The following is a 20,546-nucleotide window of genomic DNA, read 5'->3' as shown; positions in this document are numbered from 1 at the left end:
CGATGGAGGGCTGATGACCTCGACCCCTGCGACCCAGAACGCGACCGCCGCCCCGGCGATGCCCGTGATCACGTATCCCCCCGAGCTGCCCGTCTCCGGTCAGCGCGAGGAGATCGCGCGCGCCCTGCGCGATCATCAGGTCGTCATCGTCGCGGGCGCGACCGGCTCGGGCAAGACGACGCAGCTGCCGAAGATCTGCCTCGAACTCGGCCGCACCTCGATCGCGCACACCCAGCCGCGACGCATCGCCGCGCGCACCATCGCCGAGCGCATCAGCGACGAGCTCGGCGTCGAGCTCGGCGGCCTCGTCGGCTACCAGGTGCGCTTCACCGACCAGGTGAGCGAGGCCACGCGCATCAAGGTCATGACCGACGGCATCCTGCTGAACGAGATCCACCGCGACCGGGACCTCCGCAAGTACGACACGATCATCATCGACGAGGCGCACGAGCGCAGCCTCAACATCGACTTCCTGCTCGGCTACCTCAAGCGGCTGCTGCCCCGGCGCCCAGACCTCAAGGTCATCGTCACGAGCGCGACGATCGACCCCGAGAGCTTCGCGCGGCATTTCGCGAGCGCGACGGATGCCTCGGGCGCGCCCCTGCCCGAACCCGAGCCCGCCCCCGTCATCGAGGTGTCGGGCCGCACCTATCCCGTCGAGGTGCGCTACCGGCCGCTCGTCGCCGAGTCCGGAGCAGGCGCGGGCGGAGACGACAGCGACGACGAGGGCGCCGCGGCCGACGATAAAGACGTGCAGCGCGGCATCCTCGACGCGCTCGACGAACTCGACCGCGAGTCATCCGGCGACGTGCTCGTCTTCCTCTCGGGCGAGGGCGAGATCCGCGACGCCGAGGCCGCGGTGCGCGCGCACTACGCGACCGCGCGCGGCGGCCGCGGCGGCGAGACCGAGGTGCTCCCCCTCTATGGGCGCCTCTCCTCGGCCGACCAGCACCGGGTCTTCGAACCGTCGAAGGTGGCCGGCCTGCGCCGACGCGTCGTGCTCGCCACGAACGTCGCCGAGACCAGCCTCACGGTGCCCGGCATCCGCTACGTCGTCGATGCCGGAACCGCGCGCATCAGCCGCTACTCGGTGCGCTCGAAGGTGCAGCGCCTGCCCATCGAGCCGATCTCGCAGGCCTCTGCGAACCAGCGCTCTGGCCGATCGGGGCGCACGAGCGACGGCATCGCGATCCGCCTCTACTCCGAAGAGGACTTCGGGCGCCGCCCCGAGTACACCGACCCCGAGATCCTGCGCACGAACCTCGCGGCCGTCATCCTGCAGATGGCCTCGCTCGGGCTCGGCCCGATCGAGGAGTTCCCCTTCCTGACGCCGCCCGACGGCCGCGGCATCCGCGACGGCCTCGACCTGCTGCGCGAGCTCGGCGCGATCGACGACGGGCCGAGCGAGCGCAGCGACCGCGCGAGGCGCGACGGGCGAGCGGATGCCACGGCCGCACGCGGCCCCCAGCTCACCCGCATCGGCCGCCAGCTCTCGCGCCTGCCGATCGAGCCCCGCTTCGCGCGCATGGTGCTGGAGTCCAAGGCGCAGGCCGTCTCGCGCGAGGTGCTCGCCATCGTCGCGGGCCTCACCGTGCAGGATCCGCGCGAGCGCCCGCTCGAGCGGCGCGAGCAGGCCGACCAGTTCCACGCGCGCTTCGTCGACCCGACGAGCGACTTCCTCAGCCTGCTCAATCTCTGGAACCACCTCGAGGCGAAGCAGCGCGAGCTCTCCGGCAGCGCGTTCCGGCGCATGTGCAAGAGCGAGTACCTCAACTACCTGCGCGTGCGCGAGTGGCAGGACCTCGTGCGCCAGCTCGTGCGGCTCGCCAAGCCCCTCGGGCTGGCTGTGTCGAATGAGCCTGGCGCGAAGGAGGCCGGCGAACCCAATGGCGACGGCATCCACCGCGCCCTGCTCGCGGGCCTGCTCTCGCAGATCGGCCTGCGCGACGACAGCAAGACCTCGTCGGGGCGCGGCGGCGCCGGCACGGCCCGCGAGTCCGAGCGCAAGGGCCGCCGCCAGCAGGCCGAGTTCGTCGGCGCGCGCAACGCGCGGTTCGTCGTGTTCCCCGGCTCGGCGCTCGCGAAGAAGCCGCCGGCCGCGATCATGAGCGCCGAGCTCGTCGAGACGAGCCGGCTCTTCGGCCGCACCAACGCCGCGATCGACCCCGCGTGGGCGGAGCAGCTCGCCGGCCCGCTCGCGAAGCGCACGTTCAGCGAGCCGCGCTGGGAGCGCCGCCAGGGCTCGGCCGTGGCCGACGAGAAGGTCACGCTCTTCGGCGTGCCGATCGTCGCGAAGCGGCGCATCCTGCTCGGCCGCGTCGACCCGCAGCTCGCGCACGAGCTGTTCATCCGGCATGCGCTGGTCGAGGAGGACTGGGACGCCGACCGGCTCGACCGTCGCGTGTTCGGCTTCGTGCGCGCCAACGCGGCCCTGCGCCGCGAGCTCGGCGAGGTCGAGGAGCGCACGCGCCGCCGCGACCTGCTCGGCGGCGACGAGACCGTCGTGCGCTTCTACGAAACGCGGGTGCCGGCCGAGGTCTCCGACACGCGGTCGTTCGAACGCTGGTGGCGCGGCGAGCACCGAAAGCGCCCCGAGCTGCTCACGATGACGCGTGCCGACCTGCTCGGCGAGGAGGCCGTGGCCGACACGGGCGACGCGTTCCCCGACCGCTGGGTGCAGGGCGACCAGACCTTCTCGCTCTCGTACCGCTTCGAGCCGGGCACCGAAGACGACGGCGTGACCGTGGTCGTGCCGATCGTGCTGCTGCCGCGCATCTCGCCGAGCGGCTTCGACTGGCAGGTGCCGGGCCTGCGCGACGAGCTCATCACGGCGATGCTGCGCACGCTGCCCAAGGTCATCCGCCGTCAGGTCGTGCCGGCCGCCGAATGGGCCGCGAAGATCGCCGCGGAACTGCCCTCGGGCCCCGAAGGGGGCGAGCAGCGCGAACCGTTCGCGGCCGCGCTCGGTCGCATCATCCGCTCGTTCACCTACGCCACGGTCGACCCGGGCGACTTCGACCTCGAACGCGTGCCGCCGCACCTGCGCGTCACGTACCGCGCGGTCGACGAGCGCGGCCGAACACTCGGCGCCTCGAAGGACCTCGGCGCGCTGCAGCTCCAGCTCGCCGCGCGCACGCGGGAGGCCGTCGCGAAGGCGGTCACCGGCGGTGCCGTCTCGGGAGGGGCGGATGCCACGGGGCGGCGTCGGCGCGGCGGTGCAGTGCCCGCGCGACCCGATGCCGCCGCCGCGCGTGAGGCGCGCACGCCACCCGCCGCCGTCGACCCCGCCCTTGCCGAGCGCTCGGGCATCACGACCTGGGAGTGGGACGAGCTGCCGACGCACCTCGACACCCGGCAGGCCGGCAACGTGATCCGTGCGTACCCCGCGCTCGTCGACGAGAAGACCGGGGTGTCCCTGCGCCTCGTCGCGACCGCCGAGGAACGCGATCGGGCGACGCGCCGCGGCATCCGTCGCCTGCTCGTGCTCGCCACGCCGACACCCGTCGCCTACGTGCAGGAGCACCTCTCGAACGAGGAGAAGCTCGCGCTCGCGGCGAGCGCCTATTCGGGCCCCCGCGCGCTGCTCGACGACTGCCTCGCGGCCTGCGTCGACGCCGAACTGCGCGCCAGGCATCCCGACGGCCTGCTGCGCACCCGCGCCGAGTTCGACGCCGTGCGCGACGCGATCGCCGCCGGCGTGCTCGACCGCATGTTCGAGACCGTCGCGCTCGTCGCACGCATTCTGCGCACCGCGCGCGAGGCCGACCGCGCCATCGCGAAGGCGTCGAGCATCCATCTCATGGCCGCGCTCGGCGACGCCCGCACGCAGCTCGACGGGCTCGTGCCCGCCGGGTTCGTCTCGGCGACCGGCCTCGACCGGCTGCGGCACCTGCCCCGCTACCTCGACGCGCTCGTCGCGCGCATCGCCAAGCTCGTCGAGAACCCCGGCCGCGACCGCCAGGCCATGAACCAGTTCGAGCCGGCGCTCGAGGCGTTCGAAGCCGCAGGCGGGCGCATCCCGATCGACCCCGAGGCATCCGACCGGTTGGTGCGCGTGCGCTGGATGCTCGAGGAGCTGCGCGTCAGCCTCTTCGCGCAGGAGCTGCGCACCGCCGAGCCCGTCTCGCCGCAGCGCATCGCGAAGGCGCTGGCCGCGCCGGTCAGGTAGCGACGAAGGAGCGCGCCCCGCCGGTCGAGTAGCGACGAAGGAGCGTATCGAGACCAGCCCCTCAGGCGGGCTGATGCGGAGAGCTGTGGCGAGGCCCTGGCTGAAGAGGAACAGCTCTCCCAGCCTGGGCAGGAATCCGCGTATCCGAGAACCCCTGCGGATACGTCCTCAATGTTGGCCTACCTTCACCCGCCCGGGGACTCAGGTCCTCCGCGAAACCAGGGGCGATTCAATCGCTCCTTGGCTCAAATGCCCCGACGCGGTAAAGGCGGACTCAGCCGACTCGCGAGCTAACTGTTGCGCGAGCCTGCCGCTGTTGGCGACGTTGTCCGCTCCTGCGTGCGCCGCGGCCGTCCCGATTCGGGCGGTGTCGGCTACAAAGTCCGTGGCAGTCGCGCCGGCCTTCAACACCGACTTCCCGGCATTCACCCCAGCACCACCGGGAATCGCGCCGAACGCGCCACCGATCGCGGTCTCCGTGGCGAACCCGCCCCAGTCCCACCGCTTCGTCCCAGCATTCTGGACGCTATACGTAGCAGCGCCAGCAGCCAACCCGATCCCGACACCGATCGCGATACCCGCACCGATCCCGCACACCACCGACGCGATACACGCCGCACCCGCAACGATCGCACCAGCACCCGCGAGCACCGCGATCCCGATCGCCCCGGCCGTACGCCACCCCTCATCGCCGCCGCAATCCACCGGCGGGTCGACGCTCTTCGGTGGTGACGCCTTCACCGTCCCGTTCGCCGTCGACGTGAACGACTTGCCCTTCACATCGACATCATCCGTGGCCCCGAGGGCGAGCAACCCCGACGGATCCGACCGGCTCACCGGATTGCTCCCCGCATACGCATACGCGTTCCACTGCTGCGGGTCAGCAAGATCGATGATCGGATCCGGGCTGAGGAACCCACCCACGACCTCGTCGTAATACCTCGCCCCCAACAACGTCAGCCCCGTCGACTCATCCCTCGTCTTGCCCAAGAACTGACCATCACCAGGAACCGTGCCCGCAGCCGAAGCCCCACGCCTGCCACCGAACGGATCCGTATACAGGCGCTTCACCGGCGTCACCGCTGGATGCCCACCATTGGAAACCGCCGCAACCGGCGTCCCATGCGCATCGCTGACCAACGACGTGACCGCGGACCCGAGACCGCGCCCGGTGCGCACCGCAACCGTCTGCCCCGCGAACTGGTAGTAGCGGGTGACTTGGACGTCACTGCCGCTGATACGGATCTCCTGACCGCCCAGATACACCGTCGTCCCCGACGCATCCGCACGCACCAACCGGTCCCCGCCCGCGTCGTACACGAACGAGGCGTCACCGGTCGCGGTCAGCTCACCCTCAACGTCCCACTCGTACCCGGTCGCCGTGCCCGTGCCGACCTGCCTCGACACCCGGTTGCCCGCATCATCGTAGGTGTACGTCGTGGTGGCGCTGCCGGTGCTCGCCGACACCAACTGATGCGGGCCGGCGCCGCCGGTCCCGTACGCCAGCGTGGTCGTGATCGTGCCACCCGCGGTCGTGTGAGCGGTCTGCCCGATACGGTTGCCGAGCACGTCATACGTGCAGTCCGTCCAGTACGGTGCCGCACCGCCCATCGCACCCGTCGAGGGCGCCTCTGGTCTCGATACGGCGCCGGCGCGCCGACTCGATCGACCCTGCCAGGGCGTACAGACGAGCGCCCGCGAAGCGCCTCGATGTACGCCCATTCGCGGCATCCGGATCGATAGAGTGGTGCCACCGTGGGAAGCTACACCGACCTTCTGAAAACCTCGGGCGTCGCTCGCATCATCGCCGCCCAGCTCACCGCACGCTTCCCGTCGGGCATGCTCTCGCTCGCGTTCCTGCTGCACATCGAACGCGAGACCGGCTCCTACGGCTCGGCGGGCCTCGTGCTGGCGGCGACCTCGATCGGCCAGGCCATCGCCGGCCCGCTCACGAGCCGGCTCATGGGCCGTCTCGGCATGCGACCGGTGCTCATCCTGACGACCATCGTGTGCGTCATCGGCATCGTCTCGATCGGGGTGCTGCCGCTGAGCGTGCCCATGTACATGCTCGTCGGGTTCGTCACCGGCCTCGCGACGCCGCCCGTGCAGCCCGCCGTGCGCACGATCTACCCGAAGATGGTCAACTCGCGCCAGCTGACCCCGCTCTTCTCGCTCGACGCCTCGGCGCAGGAGATCATCTGGGTCGTCGGGCCGGTCATCACGACGCTCGTCGCGACGCAGGTCGGCACGATCTGGGCGATCATGCTGGCCGCCGTGCTCATGGTCGGCGGCGGCGCGTGGTTCATCAGCTCGCCCGAGCTCGGCCGCGTGCGCATCCCGCGCTCCAAGCGCAAGTTCGGCGTGGTGCTCACCCGGCCGGCGGTGCTGCTCGCGACCGTCGTCGGATTCCTCCTCATCGGCGCCTGCGCCGCGGTCGAGGCCGGTGTCGTCGCCGTGTTCGGACACGGCGGCCCGGAGGCCGGACTCGTGCTCGCGATCTTCTCGGTCGGCAGCCTCGCCGGCGGCCTGCTGTTCGGCCACATCCCGATCGGGCCGTGGGCCACCGCCCGCCGCATGTTCATCGTCTTCGCGGGCATGGCGCTGGCCGCGTTCGTCATGGACTTCTGGTGGCTCTCGATCACGCTCTTCGTCGCGGGCATCGGCATCGCCCCGGCGCTGGCGGTGCTCTTCTCGATCGTCTCGTCGAGCGTGAAGTTCTCCGACACCGCCGAGGCCTACGGCTGGGTCGGCACCGGCCAGCTCATCGGCGCCGCGCTCGGATCCGCGCTCGCCGGCTTCTTCATCGACGGCTACGGCGCACAGGGCGCGTTCTGGATCGCCGCGGCCTTCGCCTTCGTCGGCGTGCTCGTGCCGACGTTCGGCCGCCGCTGGCACCCAGACCTGCGCGGCCGCGACGCGAGCCCGATCCCCGACACCGAGCCCGTACCGCTGCAGCCGAGCTGATCGGAGCGAACAGATGACCTCGCAACCCGCACCGCTCCTCGACCTCGCCGACGGCGCGCGCATCCCGCAGCTCGGGTTCGGGCTCTACAAGGTGCCTGCAGCGGATGCCGCGGGGCTGGCGCTCGCGGCCATCGAGGCCGGGTACCGGCATCTGGACACCGCCGCGTTCTACGCGAACGAGGCCGAGGTCGGGCGCGCCGTGCGCGAGTCGGGCGTCGCGCGCGACGAGCTCTTCGTCACGAGCAAGGTCTGGATGGACGACAACGGATACGATTCGACGCTGCGCGCGTTCGACGCCTCGATGGCGCGCTTCGGGCTCGACGCGCTCGACCTCTACCTCATCCACTGGCCCGTGCCGTCGACCGACCTCTACGTCGACACCTGGCGTGCGCTGATCCGTCTGCAGGCCGAGGGACGCGTGCGCTCGATCGGGGTCGCGAACTTCCACGTGCACCACGTCGACCGCATCATCGCCGAGACCGGCGTCGCTCCCGTGCTCAACCAGGTCGAGCTGCACCCGTGGCTGCCGCAACGCGAACTGCGTGAAGATCATGCGGCACGCGGCATCCGTGTCGAGGCGTGGTCGCCGCTCGCACGCGGACGGGTGCTCGGCGACCCGACCCTCGCGCGCCTCGCCGCGAAGCACGATCGCTCGCCGGCCCAGATCGTGCTGCGCTGGCACGTGCAGCAGGGCGTCATCGCCATTCCGAAGGCGTCCTCGCCCGCGCGCATCCGCGAGAACCTCGACGTGTTCGGCTTCGCGCTCGACGAGGCGGATGTCGCGGCGATCGCCGCCCTCGAGTCCGGCGAGCGCACCGGGCGCGACCCCGATCTGGACTGATGGGGCGCAGCCGCCTGACGAACGGCGGAGGCGGTTCGTCGGGCTGATTCCGCGAACGATCCCGGGTTTGTGAACGAGCGGCGAACCGGGTTCGTTGGGGCCGCTCGGCGACTCCCAGCGAACCGCAATTCGATCGTGATCGCACTCCCAGCCGGGGCCCAGACATCGACCTCGTGCCCGACGCTACCGTGAGCGCATGAGAGCCCAGCAGCGCAGCACCTCGCCCCGCGTCCACCGCAGATTCGCGGCCGCAACGGCCGTCGCCCTCACCGCCGCAGCCCTGCTCGCCGGCTGCAGCATGGGCGCCGGCGGCAGCGATTCGACCGCCGTCGCCCCCGAGCAGATGCATGGCGAGGTCGCGTTCGACGGCGCCGTCGAGGGTGCCGCCGGCGGCGACGCCGCGCAAGCCCCCGACGTCGACCGCAGCGTCGTCACCACCGGCTGGGTCGCGATCACCGTCGAGGATCCGGTGGATGCCGCGGCCGAGGCCGTGAAGCTCACCGAGCAGGCCGACGGGCGCGTCGACGCCCGCACCGAACGCCCGGGCACCGCCACCGAACCGGCCTCGGCCTCGCTCCTGCTCCGCATTCCGGCCGACGCCCTCGACGACGTGCTCGACGAGCTCCGCGAGCTCGGCGACGTCACCTCGGTGCAGCTCGACGCGACGGACGTGACGCAGCAGCACCAGGACCTCGACGCCCGCATCGGCGCCCTCACCGCGTCGGTCACCCGCATGAAGGCCCTGCTCGCGGAGGCGGCCGACATCGGCGACCTCATCGCGATCGAGTCCGAGCTGACGACGCGGCAGGGCGAGCTCGACGGGCTCACGCAGCAGCGCGACCAGCTCGACGACCAGATCGCCTACTCGACGCTCTCGGTCGAACTGCGCACCGCGGAGGTCGCACCCTCCCCGGCGCCCGACGGCTTCTGGGGCGGGCTCGTCGCCGGATGGACCGGGCTCGTCTGGTTCCTCGGGTGGCTCGGCGTCGCCCTCGGCGTCGTGCTGCCGTGGGTGCTCGCGGCCGCCGTGGTCGTCGCGATCGTGCTCGGCATCGTGCGACTCGTGCGCGGCGCGCGCCGCCCCTCCGCGCAGGGCGCGCAGGCAGGAGAGCAGGTCGGAGCGCCGGCGGCTCGACCCGACGACGAGCACCCTCCCCAGGCGTAATCTGGCGACGTGACCACGACGCCTGAAGCACTGCTCACCGACGACCTGCTCGCACGCTTCCGCGAACGCGCCGAGCGCTACGACCGCGAGAACGCCTTCTTCGACGAGGACCTGGCCGAGCTCCGCGAGATCGGCTACCTCCGCGTCCTCGTGCCGACCCGCCTCGGCGGGCTCGGCTGGGGCCTCGACGACGCCGTGCGTGCCCAGATGCGCCTCGCGGGCGCGGCACCGGCGACCGCGCTGGCGGTCAACATGCACCTCGTGTGGACCGCGGTCGCGAAGATCCTCGCCGACCGCGGCGACGACTCCCTCGAGTTCCTGCAGCGCGAGGCGGGCGCCGGCGAGGTGTTCGGGTTCGGCATCAGCGAGGCCGGCAACGACCTCATGCTGTTCGGCTCCCGCACGCTGGCCGACCCGCAGCCCGACGGCGGCTACCGGTACACCGGCCGCAAGATCTTCACCTCGCTCTCACCGGCCTGGACGCGGCTCGGCACGATCGGCCTCGACGAGGCCTCGGCCGACGGCCCCAAGCTCGTGTACGGCTTCATCGACCGTGAAGACCCCGACGTCAAGATCCTCGACGACTGGAACACGCTCGGCATGCGTGCCAGCCAGAGCCGCACCACCGTGCTCGACGGCGCGTACGCCGCGCCCGACCGCATCGTGCGCCGGCTCGACCCCGGCCCCAATGCCGACCCCCTGGTGTTCGGCATCTTCGCGAGCTTCGAGCTCCTGCTCGCCTCCGTCTACGCCGGCATCGGCGCACGGGCGCTCGACCTCGCCGTGGCCGCCGCGCACCGCCGCACCTCGATGAAGCGCGACGGTGCGCCGTACGCGCATGATCCCGACATCCGCTGGCGCATCGCGGATGCCGCGCTGGCGCAGGACGCCCTCGAACCGCAACTGCTCGCCGTCGCGCGCGACCTCGACGGGCTCGTCGACCACGGATCGAAGTGGTTCGCGAAGCTCGTCGGCGTGAAGATCCGCTCGACCGAGACCGCGAAGCAGGTCGTCGACCAGGCCGTGCGCGTCTCGGGCGGGTCGAGCTACTTCGCCGGCTCAGAGGTCGGGCGCCTGTACCGCGACGTGCTCGCGGGTGTCTTCCACCCGTCCGACGACGAGTCGGCGCACGCGACCGTCGCGAACGCATGGCTCGGAGTCGTCCCCGACTGACGCCGCTCGCTAGACTGGCTGGGTCAGCGGCGGCCGGGTGCCGCCAGATCTTGGGAGTTGAGGCATGAGCGGCATCGCGTTCATCATTTCGATGGCAATCTTCGTCTTCGGCATGTGGCTGATGGGCAGCGCCACGCACATCGCCGGGTTCGAGGCGATCGTGTTCTTCGCCGGCATCCTCTGCGTGGCATTGGCCGTCGCGATCCCGATGAACATCCTCGGCCGCAGCGACAAGGCCTGAGCGCCCGGGCGATGACGCTCCCCCAGCAGGACACCCGCGTCTCCTACCCCGTCGGTGAGCTCGCGCAGCGCGCGAAGGTGCTGCACGTCGAGGCCGCCGGCGACGGCCTGCTCGCGGTCGTCACCGACGCCACGTGCTTCCACCCCGTCGACGCAGCCTGGCCCGACCAGCCGGCCGACACGGGCGTCATCGAGGCCGGCGACGCCGAACTCCCCGTGCGCGACGCGGTCGTCGCGGCGACCGACGGCACGACGCTGCACCTCGGCGCCGACATCCCGGTACGCAAGGGCACCGAGGGCTGGGCGTTCCTCGTCGCGCATCTCGTCGACGACACGGCCTCGATCGCCGAGGGCGACGAGGTCGTCATCACGGCAGATTCCGCGGCGCGCCGCGCCCTGTCGCTCGGGCACACGGCCTGCCACGCGGCATCCCTCGCCCTGAATCTCGCGCTCGCGTCGCGGTGGTCCAAGCCCGCCCGCCCCGACGCGCTCGAGAACCCCGACTTCGACGGCTCCGCCATCGCCTCGAGCCGCATCGAACCCGGCGGCTCGCTCGACCGCTACCGGCTCAACAAGTCGCTGCGCCGCGCCGGATTCGACGTGGCCGGCCTGCTCGACGACGATCTCGACGCACTCGCGCAGACCGTCTCGGCGACCGTCGGCGGCTGGATCGCCGCGGGTTCCCCCGTGCACATCGACCGCGACGGCGACCGGCTCACCGACCGGCGCAGGTGGGTCGCCGAGTTGCCCGTCGGCACGGCGACGATCCCGTGCGGCGGCACCCATGTCGGCTCGCTCGGCGAGCTCGGGCAGGCGAGCATCGAACTGCTGATCCTCGACGACGCCGGCACGCCGGTGCTCGAGATGCGCACCCGCGTCACTGGCTGATCGCATCGCCGTCCGACGCGTCGACCGCAGGCGGACGGCAGGCGCGTCAGCGGGGTTACGATATCCGCTGTGGGTATTCGCATCGAGAAGGTCGACCTGCCGGGCATCGGCGTGCGTCACGACCTCATCACTGAAGGTGGGCGGCGCATCAGCGTCGTCTCGCACCGCGACGGCGAGCGCGATCTCGGCGTCTTCGACCGCGACGATCCCGACGCGTGCCGTGACTCGGTCCAGCTGAACGACGACGAGGCGGCGGCGCTCGCCGACGTGCTCGGCGCCTCGGTCATGCTGAGCCGGCTCACGAGTCTCAGCGACGAGACCGCCGGCCTGTACACCGAGCAGATCGCCCTGCCGACCGATTCGCCGTACCTGAATCGCACCCTCGGCGACACGAAGGCCCGAACCCGCACGCACGCCTCGATCGTGGCGATCGTGCGCGACGGCGGCATCATCCCTTCCCCGACGCCGTCCGAGAACCTGCGGGCGGGCGACGTCATCGTCGTCGTCGGAACACGAGAAGGACTCGACGGAGTAGCCAAGCTGCTCGCCAACGGCCCCGACTGATCGCCGGGCGCCGCCGATGCACGACACCACCCTGCTGCTGATCGAAGTCGGCGCACTCCTGCTCATCATGAGCCTTGCCGGGCGCCTCGCGGCGCGCATCGGCATGTCCCCCATCCCCTTCTACCTCGTCATCGGCCTCGCATTCGGCAACGGCGGCATCGTGCCGCTCGACGCGAGCGCCGAGTTCCTCCAGGCCGGTTCCGAGATCGGCGTCATCCTGCTGCTCGCCCTGCTCGGGCTCGAGTACACCGCGAACGAGCTCTTCGACAGCCTGAAGTCCACGCGGGCCGCGGGAATCCTCGACGCCCTGCTGAACGCCGTTCCGGGCGCACTGCTCGCGCTCATGCTCGGCTGGGGCCCGCTCGCCGCGGTCGCGCTCGCCGGTGTCACGTGGGTCTCGTCCTCCGGCGTGGTCGCCACGCTGCTGCGCGACCTCGGCCGCCTCTCCAACCGCGAGACGCCGGCGCTGCTCGGCGTGCTCGTGATCGAAGACCTCGCGATGGCGTTCTACCTGCCGGTGCTCTCGGCGCTCGCGGTCGGCGCGACCATCCTGCAGGGCGCCATCGGCGTCGGCATCGCCGTCGGCGTGGTGTGCGTCATCCTGTTCGTCGCCCTCCGTCACGGGCATCTCATCTCGCGCCTGTTCCCGGCCGACCAGTACGAGCCGCTGCTGCTCGGCGTGCTCGGGCTCACGATGCTCGTCGCGGGCCTCGCCGCCCAGGTGAACGTGTCCTCCGCGGTCGGCGCGTTCCTCGTCGGCATCGCCCTCTCGGGCCGCGTGGCCGCGAATGCGAGCCGGGTGCTGACCCCGCTCCGAGACCTGTTCGCAGCCACGTTCTTCGTGTTCTTCGGCATCACCTCCGACTCCTCCGAGCTGTGGACGATGGTGCTCCCGGCGGCGCTGCTCGCCGTCGTCACCATCGCCACGAAGGTCGTCACCGGAGCGTTCGCCGCCCGCAGGGCCGGCGTCGGCACGCTCGGTCAGTGGCGTGCCGGGTTCACGCTCGCGCCGCGCGGCGAGTTCTCGATCGTCATCGCGGGCATCGCGGTCGCCTCGGGCGCAGCCCCCGAGCTCGCCTCCCTCGCGACGAGCTACGTGCTCATCACGATCATCGCGGGCACGTTCCTCGCGAGGCTTCCGGATGCCGCGTGGTTCCGCGCGCTCGTGCGCCGCACCGCGCGGGCATCCGCCCCCGTCACGCCGAGCTGAGGGCTACGGCCCCGTCGTCGTGCCGACCTCGTCTGCCGCGGTCTCGTCGTCGGCGAGGAGCTCGCGCACGCGCGGCACGACCTGCGTCGCGTAGCGCTCGATGCTGCCCATGATCGCCTCGTGCGAGAGGCCGCCGTTGGAGACCTTGAGGTCGAACCGCGTCGCGCCGGTGACGCGCAGCGCATCGGCGATGCGCTGGGCCACGCGCTCGGGCTCGCCCGCGTAGAGCGCACCGCCGGCCGCCTCGTCCTCGAAATGCGCCCGGCTCGTCGGACCCCAGCCGCGCTCGGCGCCGATCTTGTTCATCATGGCCTCGTAGTTCGGCCAGAGCGTGTCGAGCGCCTGCGCGTCGGAGTCGGCGATGAAGCCGGGCGAGTGCATCGCGATGGGCTGCGGCGCCTGGCCGAACTGGTCGAGCGCGCGTCGGTAGAGATCGGCGAGCGGCGCGAACCTGGCCGCGCTGCCGCCGATGATCGCGAGCACGAGCGGGAGCCCGTAATGCGCGGCGCGGATGACCGACTCGGGGCTGCCGCCGACGCCCACCCAGGTCTTGAGGCGGCCGTGCTCGACCGGCGGGAACACGAGCTGGTTCTCGAGCGCCGGGCGCAGTTCACCCGACCAGGTGACCGGCTCCTGCGGCAGCAGCGCGGCGAACAGGTTGAGCTTCTCCTCGAAGAGCTCCTGGTACTGGTTCAGGTCGTAGCCGAAGAGCGGGAACGACTCGATGAACGAACCCCGTCCGAGGATCACCTCGGCGCGCCCGTTCGAGAGTCCGTCGAGCGTCGCGAAGCGCTGGAACACCCGCACCGGGTCGTCGCTGCTCAGCACCGTGACGGCGGAACCGAGGTGGATGCGCTCCGTGCGGGCCGCGATCGCCGCGAGCACGACCTCGGGCGCGGAGACCGCGAACTCGTGGCGGTGGTGCTCGCCGACCCCGAAGAAGTCGAGCCCGAGCCGATCGGCGAGCACGCCCTCCTCGACCACGTTGCGCAGCACCTGCGCGTGCGACAGCTTCACGCCGTCGGCGTCGAGGGTGACGTCGCCGAACGTGTCGACGCCGAACTCGTACTGGGTCATGCTCTTCCCGCCTTCTGATTCCGCGTATTCGTATGCATTCGCATAGGTCTGGTCACAGGCGTCAACCCGTCTCGAACCGAGGCTATTCCCCGGGTGGCCGGGAATGCGGCATCCGCTCGGTCCGTTGACTCTGATGCGCATGCATGGATCCCCGGCGGTCGCCCGGGGCGAGGCGCGAGAATGGAGGCATGCACGTGGCAGACCGGCCGACGATCGGCATCTTCGGAGCGGGCAAGGTGGGCACCGCCCTCGCCCGCCTGCTCGTGGGGTCCGGCTACGACGTCATCATGGCGGGCTCGCCGCGTCAGACCGCGCTCGCGTTGCTCGTGTCGGTCGTCGCGCCCGGCGCGCGTGTGGGCACGCCCGACGAGCTCGTCGCACAGGCCGACGTCATCATCCTCGCGGTGCCGTTCGGCAAGGCCCCATCCGTACCCTGGTCGGCGTTCGACGGTCGCATCGTGGTCGACGCCATGAACTACTGGCCCCCGGTCGACGGGCACATCGACGAGATCGATGCCGACGAACGCTCGACGAGCGAGATCATGGCGGCCCGCAACCCGGCCGCACGCGTCGTGAAGTCGCTCAATCACGTCGGCTACCACGAGATGGAGGACGACAGCATGGACGCCGGGTCTCCCCTGCGACGCGCCATGGCCGTCGTCGGCGACGACGCCGAGGCACGCGCCGTGCTCGCCCGCATCATCGACGACCTCGGCTTCGACCCCGTCGACGGCGGGCCGCTCGCCAACGGACGCGCCCTCGAGCCCGGGCACCCGGCGTTCGGTCGCGAGCTCGGCGCCGCGGAGCTGAGCGCCCTCGTCCTGCCCGACCCCGAGAAGGTCGGCGCGCACCTGGCGGCCTGAGCGGTCGACGTCACGACCCGCCGCCCGGCCGTCGTACGCTGGTTCGCATGCCCGACTCCCCCACCGTCCGCGCCGGCGCGCCCGAGCGCCTCTCCCGCATGGTGCAGCTTCCGACGGTCTCGGCCGAGCTCGACGAACGCGGCATGGCCGACTTCGACGCGTTCCGCGACCTGCTCGCCGAGCTCTACCCGCTCGTGCACGAACACCTCGAGTTCGAGCAGCCGCATCCGCTCGGCCTGCTGTTCCGCTGGCGCAGCCTGGGCGATGCCGACCCCGTCGTGCTCATGGCGCACTACGACGTCGTGCCCGCGGTCGAGGCCGACGGTTGGAGCTTCCCGCCCTTCGAGGGCCGCATCCACGACGGCTCCGTCTGGGGGCGTGGCACGCTCGACGACAAGGGCCCGATGCTCGTGCTGCTCGAGGCCGTCGAGAACCTGCTCGCCGACGGGTTCACGCCCGCGCGCGACGTGTACCTCTCGTTCGGCGGCAATGAAGAGGACCACGGCAGCGCCGGCAAGGCGATCGCCGACCTCTTCCACGAGCGCGGCATCACGCCCTGGCTCGTGCTCGACGAGGGCGGTGCGGTCGTCGACGCCCCGTTCCCGTTCGTCTCGCTGCCGTCGGCGATGATCGGCGTCGGCGAGAAGGGCATCGTGTCGCTTCGGCTCGAGGCCTCGAGCAAGGGCGGGCACGCGTCGGCGCCGCCGCGCGACACCCCGACCGACCGCATCGCGCGCGCCGTGCACCGGCTGCACCCGAACCCGTTCCCGAAGCGCGTGCCGGCCTCGGCGAGGGCCATGCTGAAGAGCTTCACACCGCACACGAAGGGCGGCCCGCGGCTGCTGCTCCGCGCGCTCACGGCGATGCCGTGGGTCACCGCGCGCGTGTTCGCGAAGCTCGGGGGCGAGCCGGCGGCCATCGTGCACACGACCGTCGCGGCCACGATGCTCGAGGGCGGCACCGCGCACAACGTGCTGCCGGCGCAGGCGGCCGCCGTGCTGAACCTGCGCATCGCCCCGGGCGAGACCGTCGAGGGCACCGCCGCCCGGGTGCGCCGCGTCATCCGCGACCGGCACGTGAGCGTGACCGTGCTCGACGGCAACGACCCGTCGCCCGAATCGGCGACCGACGGCCCTGCGTTCCAGGCGATCGAGGCCGCCGTCGCCGCGTCCTACCCCGAGGCGATCACCGCACCGTACCTCGTCATGGCGGCGACCGACTCGCGCTGGTTCCACCGGTACTCGCCGTCCGTGTTCCGCTTCGCGCCACTGGCCATGACGGCCGCGCAGCGCGCGGCGATCCACGGCGTCGACGAGTCCGTCACGTTCGACAGCCTCGAGCGCGGCGAACGCTTCCACCGGTCGCTCATCGAACGGCTCGCGGCATCCGGAGTCTGATGGCCCGAACGACGGATGCCTCGACACGGCCGGCGCTCGATCGAAGCCGGGCTCGCGGCATCCGCGGCTGCTCCTCCTGTCGTCGTGATCGAAGCGTGATCCGCCGTGATCGAAGCGTGATCTGCGGGCGCCCGAGACGACCCTGAAGCGCCCGCACGAAGGTTTAGGGTGATTCCACCCCAACCCGAAGGAGTCCCGATGTCGCGTGCCACGAGGCTCGGCCCGGTCGCCGCGATCGTCGGATTCCTCGCGTTCGTGGAGTTCACGAGCGGCATCATCCAGGGCTACTACACGCCCCTGCTCACCGACATCGCCCGCAACCTCGGCATCCACGACGCCGACGTCAACTGGCTCGAGGGCACCCAGCTCATGCTGTCCGCGCTCGTCGTGCCGGCCTTCGCCAAGCTCGGCGACATGGTCGGCCACAAGCGCATGCTCGTGTGGTCCACGGCGATCACGGCGATCGCCTCCATCTCGCTCGCCTTCACCGACCAGTTCTGGGTCTTCCTCGTGGCGTGGGCGCTGCAGGGCTTCTACGTGGTGTGGCTCCCCCTCGAGATCGCCCTCATCTGGTCGCGCAGCCGAGGGTCCGCGAGTCCGGCGGCCATGACCCGCACCGCCGCGGGCCTGCTCGTGGCCTCGCTCGAACTCGGCGCCATCGCCGGCGCGCTCTCGGCCGGCGCACTCGCCGAGGTGCTGCCGATGACCGTGCTGCTCCTGGTCCCCGCGGTCGCGGTCACCGTCTGCTTCTTCGTCGTGCTGTTCGGGGTGAAGGAGTCGCCCGACCTCACGGGCGGCACGCTCGACACCGGCGGCCTCGTGCTCATCTCGCTCTCGCTGCTCTCCCTCACCGGCGGGCTCAGCTTCATGCGCCTGAACGGCCCCGACGACCTGCTGAGCTGGGGCCTCGTCGCCCTCGGCGCCCTGCTCATCTGGCCGTTCGCCCGGTACGAGCTGCGCCACCCCGACCCGCTCATCGACGTGCGCATGTTCCGCTCTCCGATGCTGTGGCCGGTCTTCCTCACGGCGGGCCTGTTCGGTGTCAGCGTCCTCGGCGCGCAGGCGCCGCTCTCGACGTTCGCGCGCACCGATCCGAGCACCGTCGGCTACGGCCTCGGTGCCACGAGCTTCCAGACCTCGCTCCTCATCGGTTCCTACGTGCTGTCGATGGTCGTCGGCGCGATGCTGTTCCCAGTCTTCGCCCGCAGGCTCACGCCTCGCGTGACGCTCATCGGCGCGAGCACGATGGTCGCCGTGGGCTTCCTGCTGTTCCTGCCGTTCCACGACGGCTACGGGCAGGTGCTCACGAACATGATCGTCGTCGGCATCGGCTCGGGCGCCCTGGTCGCCGCACTCCCGGCCGCGGCCGCGGCGGCGGCACCGCCCACGCAGACGGGTGTCGCCACCGGCCTCACGAACTCGGTCAAGACCGTCGGCGGGGCCATCGCGTCCTGCGTGTTCGGCATCGCCCTGCTCGGTACGGCCGGTGAGGCGGTGCACGGCACGGCCGGATCGTTCGCGGGCTACATGACGGTCTGGCTCATCTGCGGCGTCACGGCCGCCGTCGCCGCAGGCCTGCTCGCGCTCGTGCCGAAGCTGGCGTTCTCCGATCCGGTCGACGCGCCGGCAGATGCCACGGTCGACACGGGTGACATCGAGGAGAGCACCGCCGTACGCTGATCCCTGCGGGCGACGGTCGCCCCGAGGAGGCATCGACCATGACGGATGCCGCGACGCTCATCGCCGCGCTCGAGGGCATGGCGACCCCGGCCGAGCGCGAGAAGTACACGCGCTACTTCCCGCCCGACGAGTCCGCGCCGTTCATCGGAGTGCGCATGGGCGCCGTCTTCGACCTCGCCAAGACCGCGCTCGACCTGCCCTCCGCCGAGCTCGAGGCGCTGCTCGAGCTGCCGACGCATGAGGTGCGGGCGCTCGCCTGCAGCATCATGGGCAAGTCCGCCGCCCATCGACGCACCGGCGAGGGGCGCCGGGGCGAGCTCTACGACCTCTACCTTCGCCGCCACGACCGCATCGACCAGTGGGATCTCGTCGACCTCGCCGCACGCGATGCCGTCGGCGCCTGGCTGCTCGAACGCGACCGCGCGCCGCTCGGCCGGCTCGCGGCATCCGGCTTCTGGCCTGAACGGCGCACGGCACTCGTCGCGACGTTCGCGTTCCTGCGGCGCGGCGAGGTCGACGATGCGTTCTCGATCGCCGAGACACTCGCCGACGACCCGCAGCCGTACGTGGCCAAGGCGCTCGGCTGGGTGCTCCGATCCGCGGGCGACCTCGATCGGGCGCGCCTGACCGCATTCCTCGAGCGCCGCGCAGCCTCGATGCCGCGGGTCGCGGTACGTGCGGCCGTCGAGCACTACGACCAGCCCGAGCGGGCGCGCATGCTCGCGATCGGCTGATTCGCCGGCTCGAGGCGCGCCTGGCGCGACATCTCAGGCGTGTCCGGTGGCGGCGTCGTCGTCGGTGTCATCCGCGCCGCCATCGGCCTCGCGACGTCGACGGCGCCGTGAGCCGAGGTCGGCCACGGCGATGCCGAACGCGGCGGCGACGAGCACGGCGACCGCGAGCATGCCGTACGCATAGGCGTGGTGGTAGACCGCGAGATCGGGGTCTCCGCCCGACTCGCGGTAGATGGTCGAGTAGAACAGCGAGAGCGTGACCGCGGTGCCGATGGCCGTGCCGATGCGCTGCCCGAGCTGCCCGACCGAACCGGCGAGACCGCCCTCGCGCACCGGGATGTCCATGAGCGTCAGCGTCTGGTTCGGCGAGACGACGAGTCCGCCGCCGGCGCCCGCGATCACCATCGCCCCGGCCATCGCCCACGGCGTCACGCCGGCCGGGGTGGTGATCGCGAGCAGCACGAGCAGCCCGATGCCGACGAGCAGCGCCACGAGGCCCCAGACCACGAGCGGGCGCCCGATGCGGTTCACGAGGTTGCCGCCGATCCAGGAGCTGAGGGCGCTGACGAGCGCGAAGCCGATGCTGACCATGCCCGCGTACACGGCCTCGAGGCCGAGCCCGTCCTGCAGGTACAGCGTCGTGAGCAGGAACATCGACGGTATGGCGGCGAAGTACACGCTCGCGAGCGAGATGCCGTTGCGGAACGATCCGATGCGGAAGAGCGTGAGCGGCACGAGCGGTTGCCGGCCGGATGCCGCGTAGCGGCGTTCCCACGCGAGGAACGCCGTGAACGCCAGCACGAACACGACGAGCACCCACCAGCGGGCGGGGTTGTCGCTCGGGGAACCCGTGGTGAACAGGAACGGCCACATGAGGGCGAGCACCGTCACCGCGAACAGCACGAGCCCGACCGGATCGAGCGAGAGCGGCTCGCCCGAGGGGCGGCGGGTGACCGGGAGGAACCAGATCGCCAGCACGAGCGCGATGATGACGAGCGGCACGTTGATGAGGAAGATGCCGCGCCAGCCGTCTTCTGGGCCGCCGATCGCGATCATGAGCCCGCCGAGCGTCGGCCCGAAGGCCGTCGCGAGGCCGATGACGGCACCGAACAACCCGAACGCCTTGCCGCGCTCCGGCCCGCGGAAGAGTTCCTGGATCATGCCGAGCACCTGTGGCATCTGGATGCCGGCGCCGACCCCCTGCAGCAGCCTGGCGACGAGCAGTACGGTGATGTTCGGCGCGAGCGCCGCGACGAGGCTCGTGACGAGGAACAGGCTGAGCCCCACGACGAAGAGCGTCTTGCGCGAGCGCTGGTCGCCGATGCGGCCCGCGGGAACGAGCGCGAGCCCGAACGTCAGCACGTACCCCGCGACGATGAGCTGCAGTTGCGTGGCGGATGCATCGAAGGCGGCCTCGATCGACGGCAGGCCGACGTTCACCTTCGACAGGTCGAGGATCGTGAGGGCCGCGACGCCCACGCAGATCCAATAGGCACGCCACCGATGCCGCTCGGAGACGGGGAGGGACCTGGTGGCCGGTTGCTGCGTCATCCCCGCCAGACTATGCCCGGCTGAGCACTTG

General features: G+C 71.4%; 16 protein-coding genes. 13 read left to right on the top strand and 3 right to left on the bottom strand.

Going from position 1 to position 20,546, the window contains the following annotated elements:
* Nucleotides 1-13: 13 nt before the first annotated feature.
* Entirely contained in the window at nucleotides 14-4,168 is a 4,155-nt protein-coding gene (gene hrpA / locus AC3IPY_RS06510) for an ATP-dependent RNA helicase HrpA (RefSeq protein WP_489187503.1), read from the top strand.
* 201 nt (nucleotides 4,169-4,369) lie between these two features.
* Here the strand turns inward: hrpA and AC3IPY_RS06505 are convergent, their stop codons facing one another.
* On the bottom strand, nucleotides 4,370-5,779 hold the full coding sequence (locus AC3IPY_RS06505) for an RHS repeat-associated core domain-containing protein (RefSeq protein WP_489187501.1): 1,410 nt from the start codon (nucleotides 5,777-5,779) through the stop codon (nucleotides 4,370-4,372).
* A 144-nt stretch (nucleotides 5,780-5,923) separates the two neighbouring features.
* Here AC3IPY_RS06505 and AC3IPY_RS06500 point away from each other — a divergent pair, with 144 nt between their 5' ends.
* The 8 genes from AC3IPY_RS06500 to AC3IPY_RS06465 all read left to right on the top strand — a co-directional run bounded on the left by AC3IPY_RS06500 (nucleotide 5,924) and on the right by AC3IPY_RS06465 (nucleotide 13,213).
* The gene (locus tag AC3IPY_RS06500) at nucleotides 5,924-7,132 is read left to right on the top strand and encodes an MFS transporter (protein WP_489187499.1); all 1,209 of its coding nucleotides are present in this window, start codon (nucleotides 5,924-5,926) and stop codon (nucleotides 7,130-7,132) included.
* Between the two features lie 13 nt (nucleotides 7,133-7,145).
* The gene (locus tag AC3IPY_RS06495) at nucleotides 7,146-7,973 is read left to right on the top strand and encodes an aldo/keto reductase (RefSeq protein WP_489187497.1); all 828 of its coding nucleotides are present in this window, start codon (nucleotides 7,146-7,148) and stop codon (nucleotides 7,971-7,973) included.
* Nucleotides 7,974-8,169: 196 nt separating this feature from the next.
* Complete coding sequence (locus AC3IPY_RS06490) at nucleotides 8,170-9,138, top strand: DUF4349 domain-containing protein (RefSeq protein WP_489187496.1); 969 nt, start codon at nucleotides 8,170-8,172, stop codon at nucleotides 9,136-9,138.
* Between the two features lie 9 nt (nucleotides 9,139-9,147).
* The gene (locus AC3IPY_RS06485; protein WP_489187495.1) at nucleotides 9,148-10,311 is read left to right on the top strand and encodes an acyl-CoA dehydrogenase family protein; all 1,164 of its coding nucleotides are present in this window, start codon (nucleotides 9,148-9,150) and stop codon (nucleotides 10,309-10,311) included.
* A 64-nt stretch (nucleotides 10,312-10,375) separates the two neighbouring features.
* Nucleotides 10,376-10,552 (top strand): hypothetical protein, encoded by a 177-nt coding sequence (locus AC3IPY_RS06480; protein WP_489187494.1) that lies wholly within the window; start codon nucleotides 10,376-10,378, stop codon nucleotides 10,550-10,552.
* Nucleotides 10,553-10,563: 11 nt separating this feature from the next.
* Nucleotides 10,564-11,439: a metal-dependent hydrolase gene (locus tag AC3IPY_RS06475; protein ID WP_489187493.1), complete on the top strand. Its 876-nt coding sequence runs from the start codon at nucleotides 10,564-10,566 to the stop codon at nucleotides 11,437-11,439.
* Nucleotides 11,440-11,508: 69 nt separating this feature from the next.
* The gene (locus AC3IPY_RS06470; protein ID WP_489187492.1) at nucleotides 11,509-12,003 is read left to right on the top strand and encodes a cation:proton antiporter regulatory subunit; all 495 of its coding nucleotides are present in this window, start codon (nucleotides 11,509-11,511) and stop codon (nucleotides 12,001-12,003) included.
* A gap of 16 nt (nucleotides 12,004-12,019) precedes the next feature.
* A complete protein-coding gene (locus tag AC3IPY_RS06465; RefSeq protein ID WP_489187491.1) occupies nucleotides 12,020-13,213 on the top strand; it encodes a cation:proton antiporter in 1,194 nt (397 codons plus the stop codon).
* A gap of 3 nt (nucleotides 13,214-13,216) precedes the next feature.
* Here AC3IPY_RS06465 and AC3IPY_RS06460 read toward each other — a convergent pair whose 3' ends face one another.
* Nucleotides 13,217-14,290: an LLM class flavin-dependent oxidoreductase gene (locus tag AC3IPY_RS06460; RefSeq protein WP_489187490.1), complete on the bottom strand. Its 1,074-nt coding sequence runs from the start codon at nucleotides 14,288-14,290 to the stop codon at nucleotides 13,217-13,219.
* 188 nt (nucleotides 14,291-14,478) lie between these two features.
* Here AC3IPY_RS06460 and AC3IPY_RS06455 point away from each other — a divergent pair, with 188 nt between their 5' ends.
* From AC3IPY_RS06455 to AC3IPY_RS06440, 4 genes are all read left to right on the top strand, one after another.
* Nucleotides 14,479-15,153: an NADPH-dependent F420 reductase gene (locus tag AC3IPY_RS06455; protein ID WP_489187488.1), complete on the top strand. Its 675-nt coding sequence runs from the start codon at nucleotides 14,479-14,481 to the stop codon at nucleotides 15,151-15,153.
* A gap of 47 nt (nucleotides 15,154-15,200) precedes the next feature.
* Nucleotides 15,201-16,550: a M20/M25/M40 family metallo-hydrolase gene (locus AC3IPY_RS06450; protein ID WP_489187486.1), complete on the top strand. Its 1,350-nt coding sequence runs from the start codon at nucleotides 15,201-15,203 to the stop codon at nucleotides 16,548-16,550.
* Between the two features lie 198 nt (nucleotides 16,551-16,748).
* Complete coding sequence (locus AC3IPY_RS06445; RefSeq protein WP_489187485.1) at nucleotides 16,749-18,230, top strand: MFS transporter; 1,482 nt, start codon at nucleotides 16,749-16,751, stop codon at nucleotides 18,228-18,230.
* 38 nt (nucleotides 18,231-18,268) lie between these two features.
* On the top strand, nucleotides 18,269-18,964 hold the full coding sequence (locus AC3IPY_RS06440; RefSeq protein ID WP_489187483.1) for a DNA alkylation repair protein: 696 nt from the start codon (nucleotides 18,269-18,271) through the stop codon (nucleotides 18,962-18,964).
* Nucleotides 18,965-18,997: 33 nt separating this feature from the next.
* Here AC3IPY_RS06440 and AC3IPY_RS06435 read toward each other — a convergent pair whose 3' ends face one another.
* Nucleotides 18,998-20,515, bottom strand: coding sequence for an MFS transporter (locus tag AC3IPY_RS06435; protein ID WP_489187481.1), 1,518 nt, complete (start codon nucleotides 20,513-20,515; stop codon nucleotides 18,998-19,000).
* Nucleotides 20,516-20,546 lie beyond the last annotated feature (31 nt).

It is taken from the genome of Agromyces sp. GL_144, assembly GCF_057834305.1.
This window is presented reverse-complemented; position numbering and strand designations above follow the sequence as displayed.

Bases quoted from the DNA above. Each gene is read 5' to 3' on its own strand.
- AC3IPY_RS06490 (WP_489187496.1), top strand. From the start codon at position 8,170: ATGAGAGCCCAGCAGCGCAGCACCTCGCCCCGCGTCCACCGCAGATTC.
- AC3IPY_RS06465 (WP_489187491.1), top strand. From the start codon at position 12,020: ATGCACGACACCACCCTGCTGCTGATCGAAGTCGGCGCACTCCTGCTC.
- AC3IPY_RS06435 (WP_489187481.1), bottom strand. From the start codon at position 20,515: ATGACGCAGCAACCGGCCACCAGGTCCCTCCCCGTCTCCGAGCGGCAT.
- hrpA (WP_489187503.1), top strand. From the start codon at position 14: ATGACCTCGACCCCTGCGACCCAGAACGCGACCGCCGCCCCGGCGATG.
- AC3IPY_RS06475 (WP_489187493.1), top strand. From the start codon at position 10,564: ATGACGCTCCCCCAGCAGGACACCCGCGTCTCCTACCCCGTCGGTGAG.
- AC3IPY_RS06505 (WP_489187501.1), bottom strand. From the start codon at position 5,779: ATGGGCGGTGCGGCACCGTACTGGACGGACTGCACGTATGACGTGCTC.
- AC3IPY_RS06440 (WP_489187483.1), top strand. From the start codon at position 18,269: ATGACGGATGCCGCGACGCTCATCGCCGCGCTCGAGGGCATGGCGACC.
- AC3IPY_RS06460 (WP_489187490.1), bottom strand. From the start codon at position 14,290: ATGACCCAGTACGAGTTCGGCGTCGACACGTTCGGCGACGTCACCCTC.
- AC3IPY_RS06495 (WP_489187497.1), top strand. From the start codon at position 7,146: ATGACCTCGCAACCCGCACCGCTCCTCGACCTCGCCGACGGCGCGCGC.
- AC3IPY_RS06450 (WP_489187486.1), top strand. From the start codon at position 15,201: ATGCCCGACTCCCCCACCGTCCGCGCCGGCGCGCCCGAGCGCCTCTCC.
- AC3IPY_RS06480 (WP_489187494.1), top strand. From the start codon at position 10,376: ATGAGCGGCATCGCGTTCATCATTTCGATGGCAATCTTCGTCTTCGGC.
- AC3IPY_RS06455 (WP_489187488.1), top strand. From the start codon at position 14,479: ATGCACGTGGCAGACCGGCCGACGATCGGCATCTTCGGAGCGGGCAAG.
- AC3IPY_RS06445 (WP_489187485.1), top strand. From the start codon at position 16,749: ATGTCGCGTGCCACGAGGCTCGGCCCGGTCGCCGCGATCGTCGGATTC.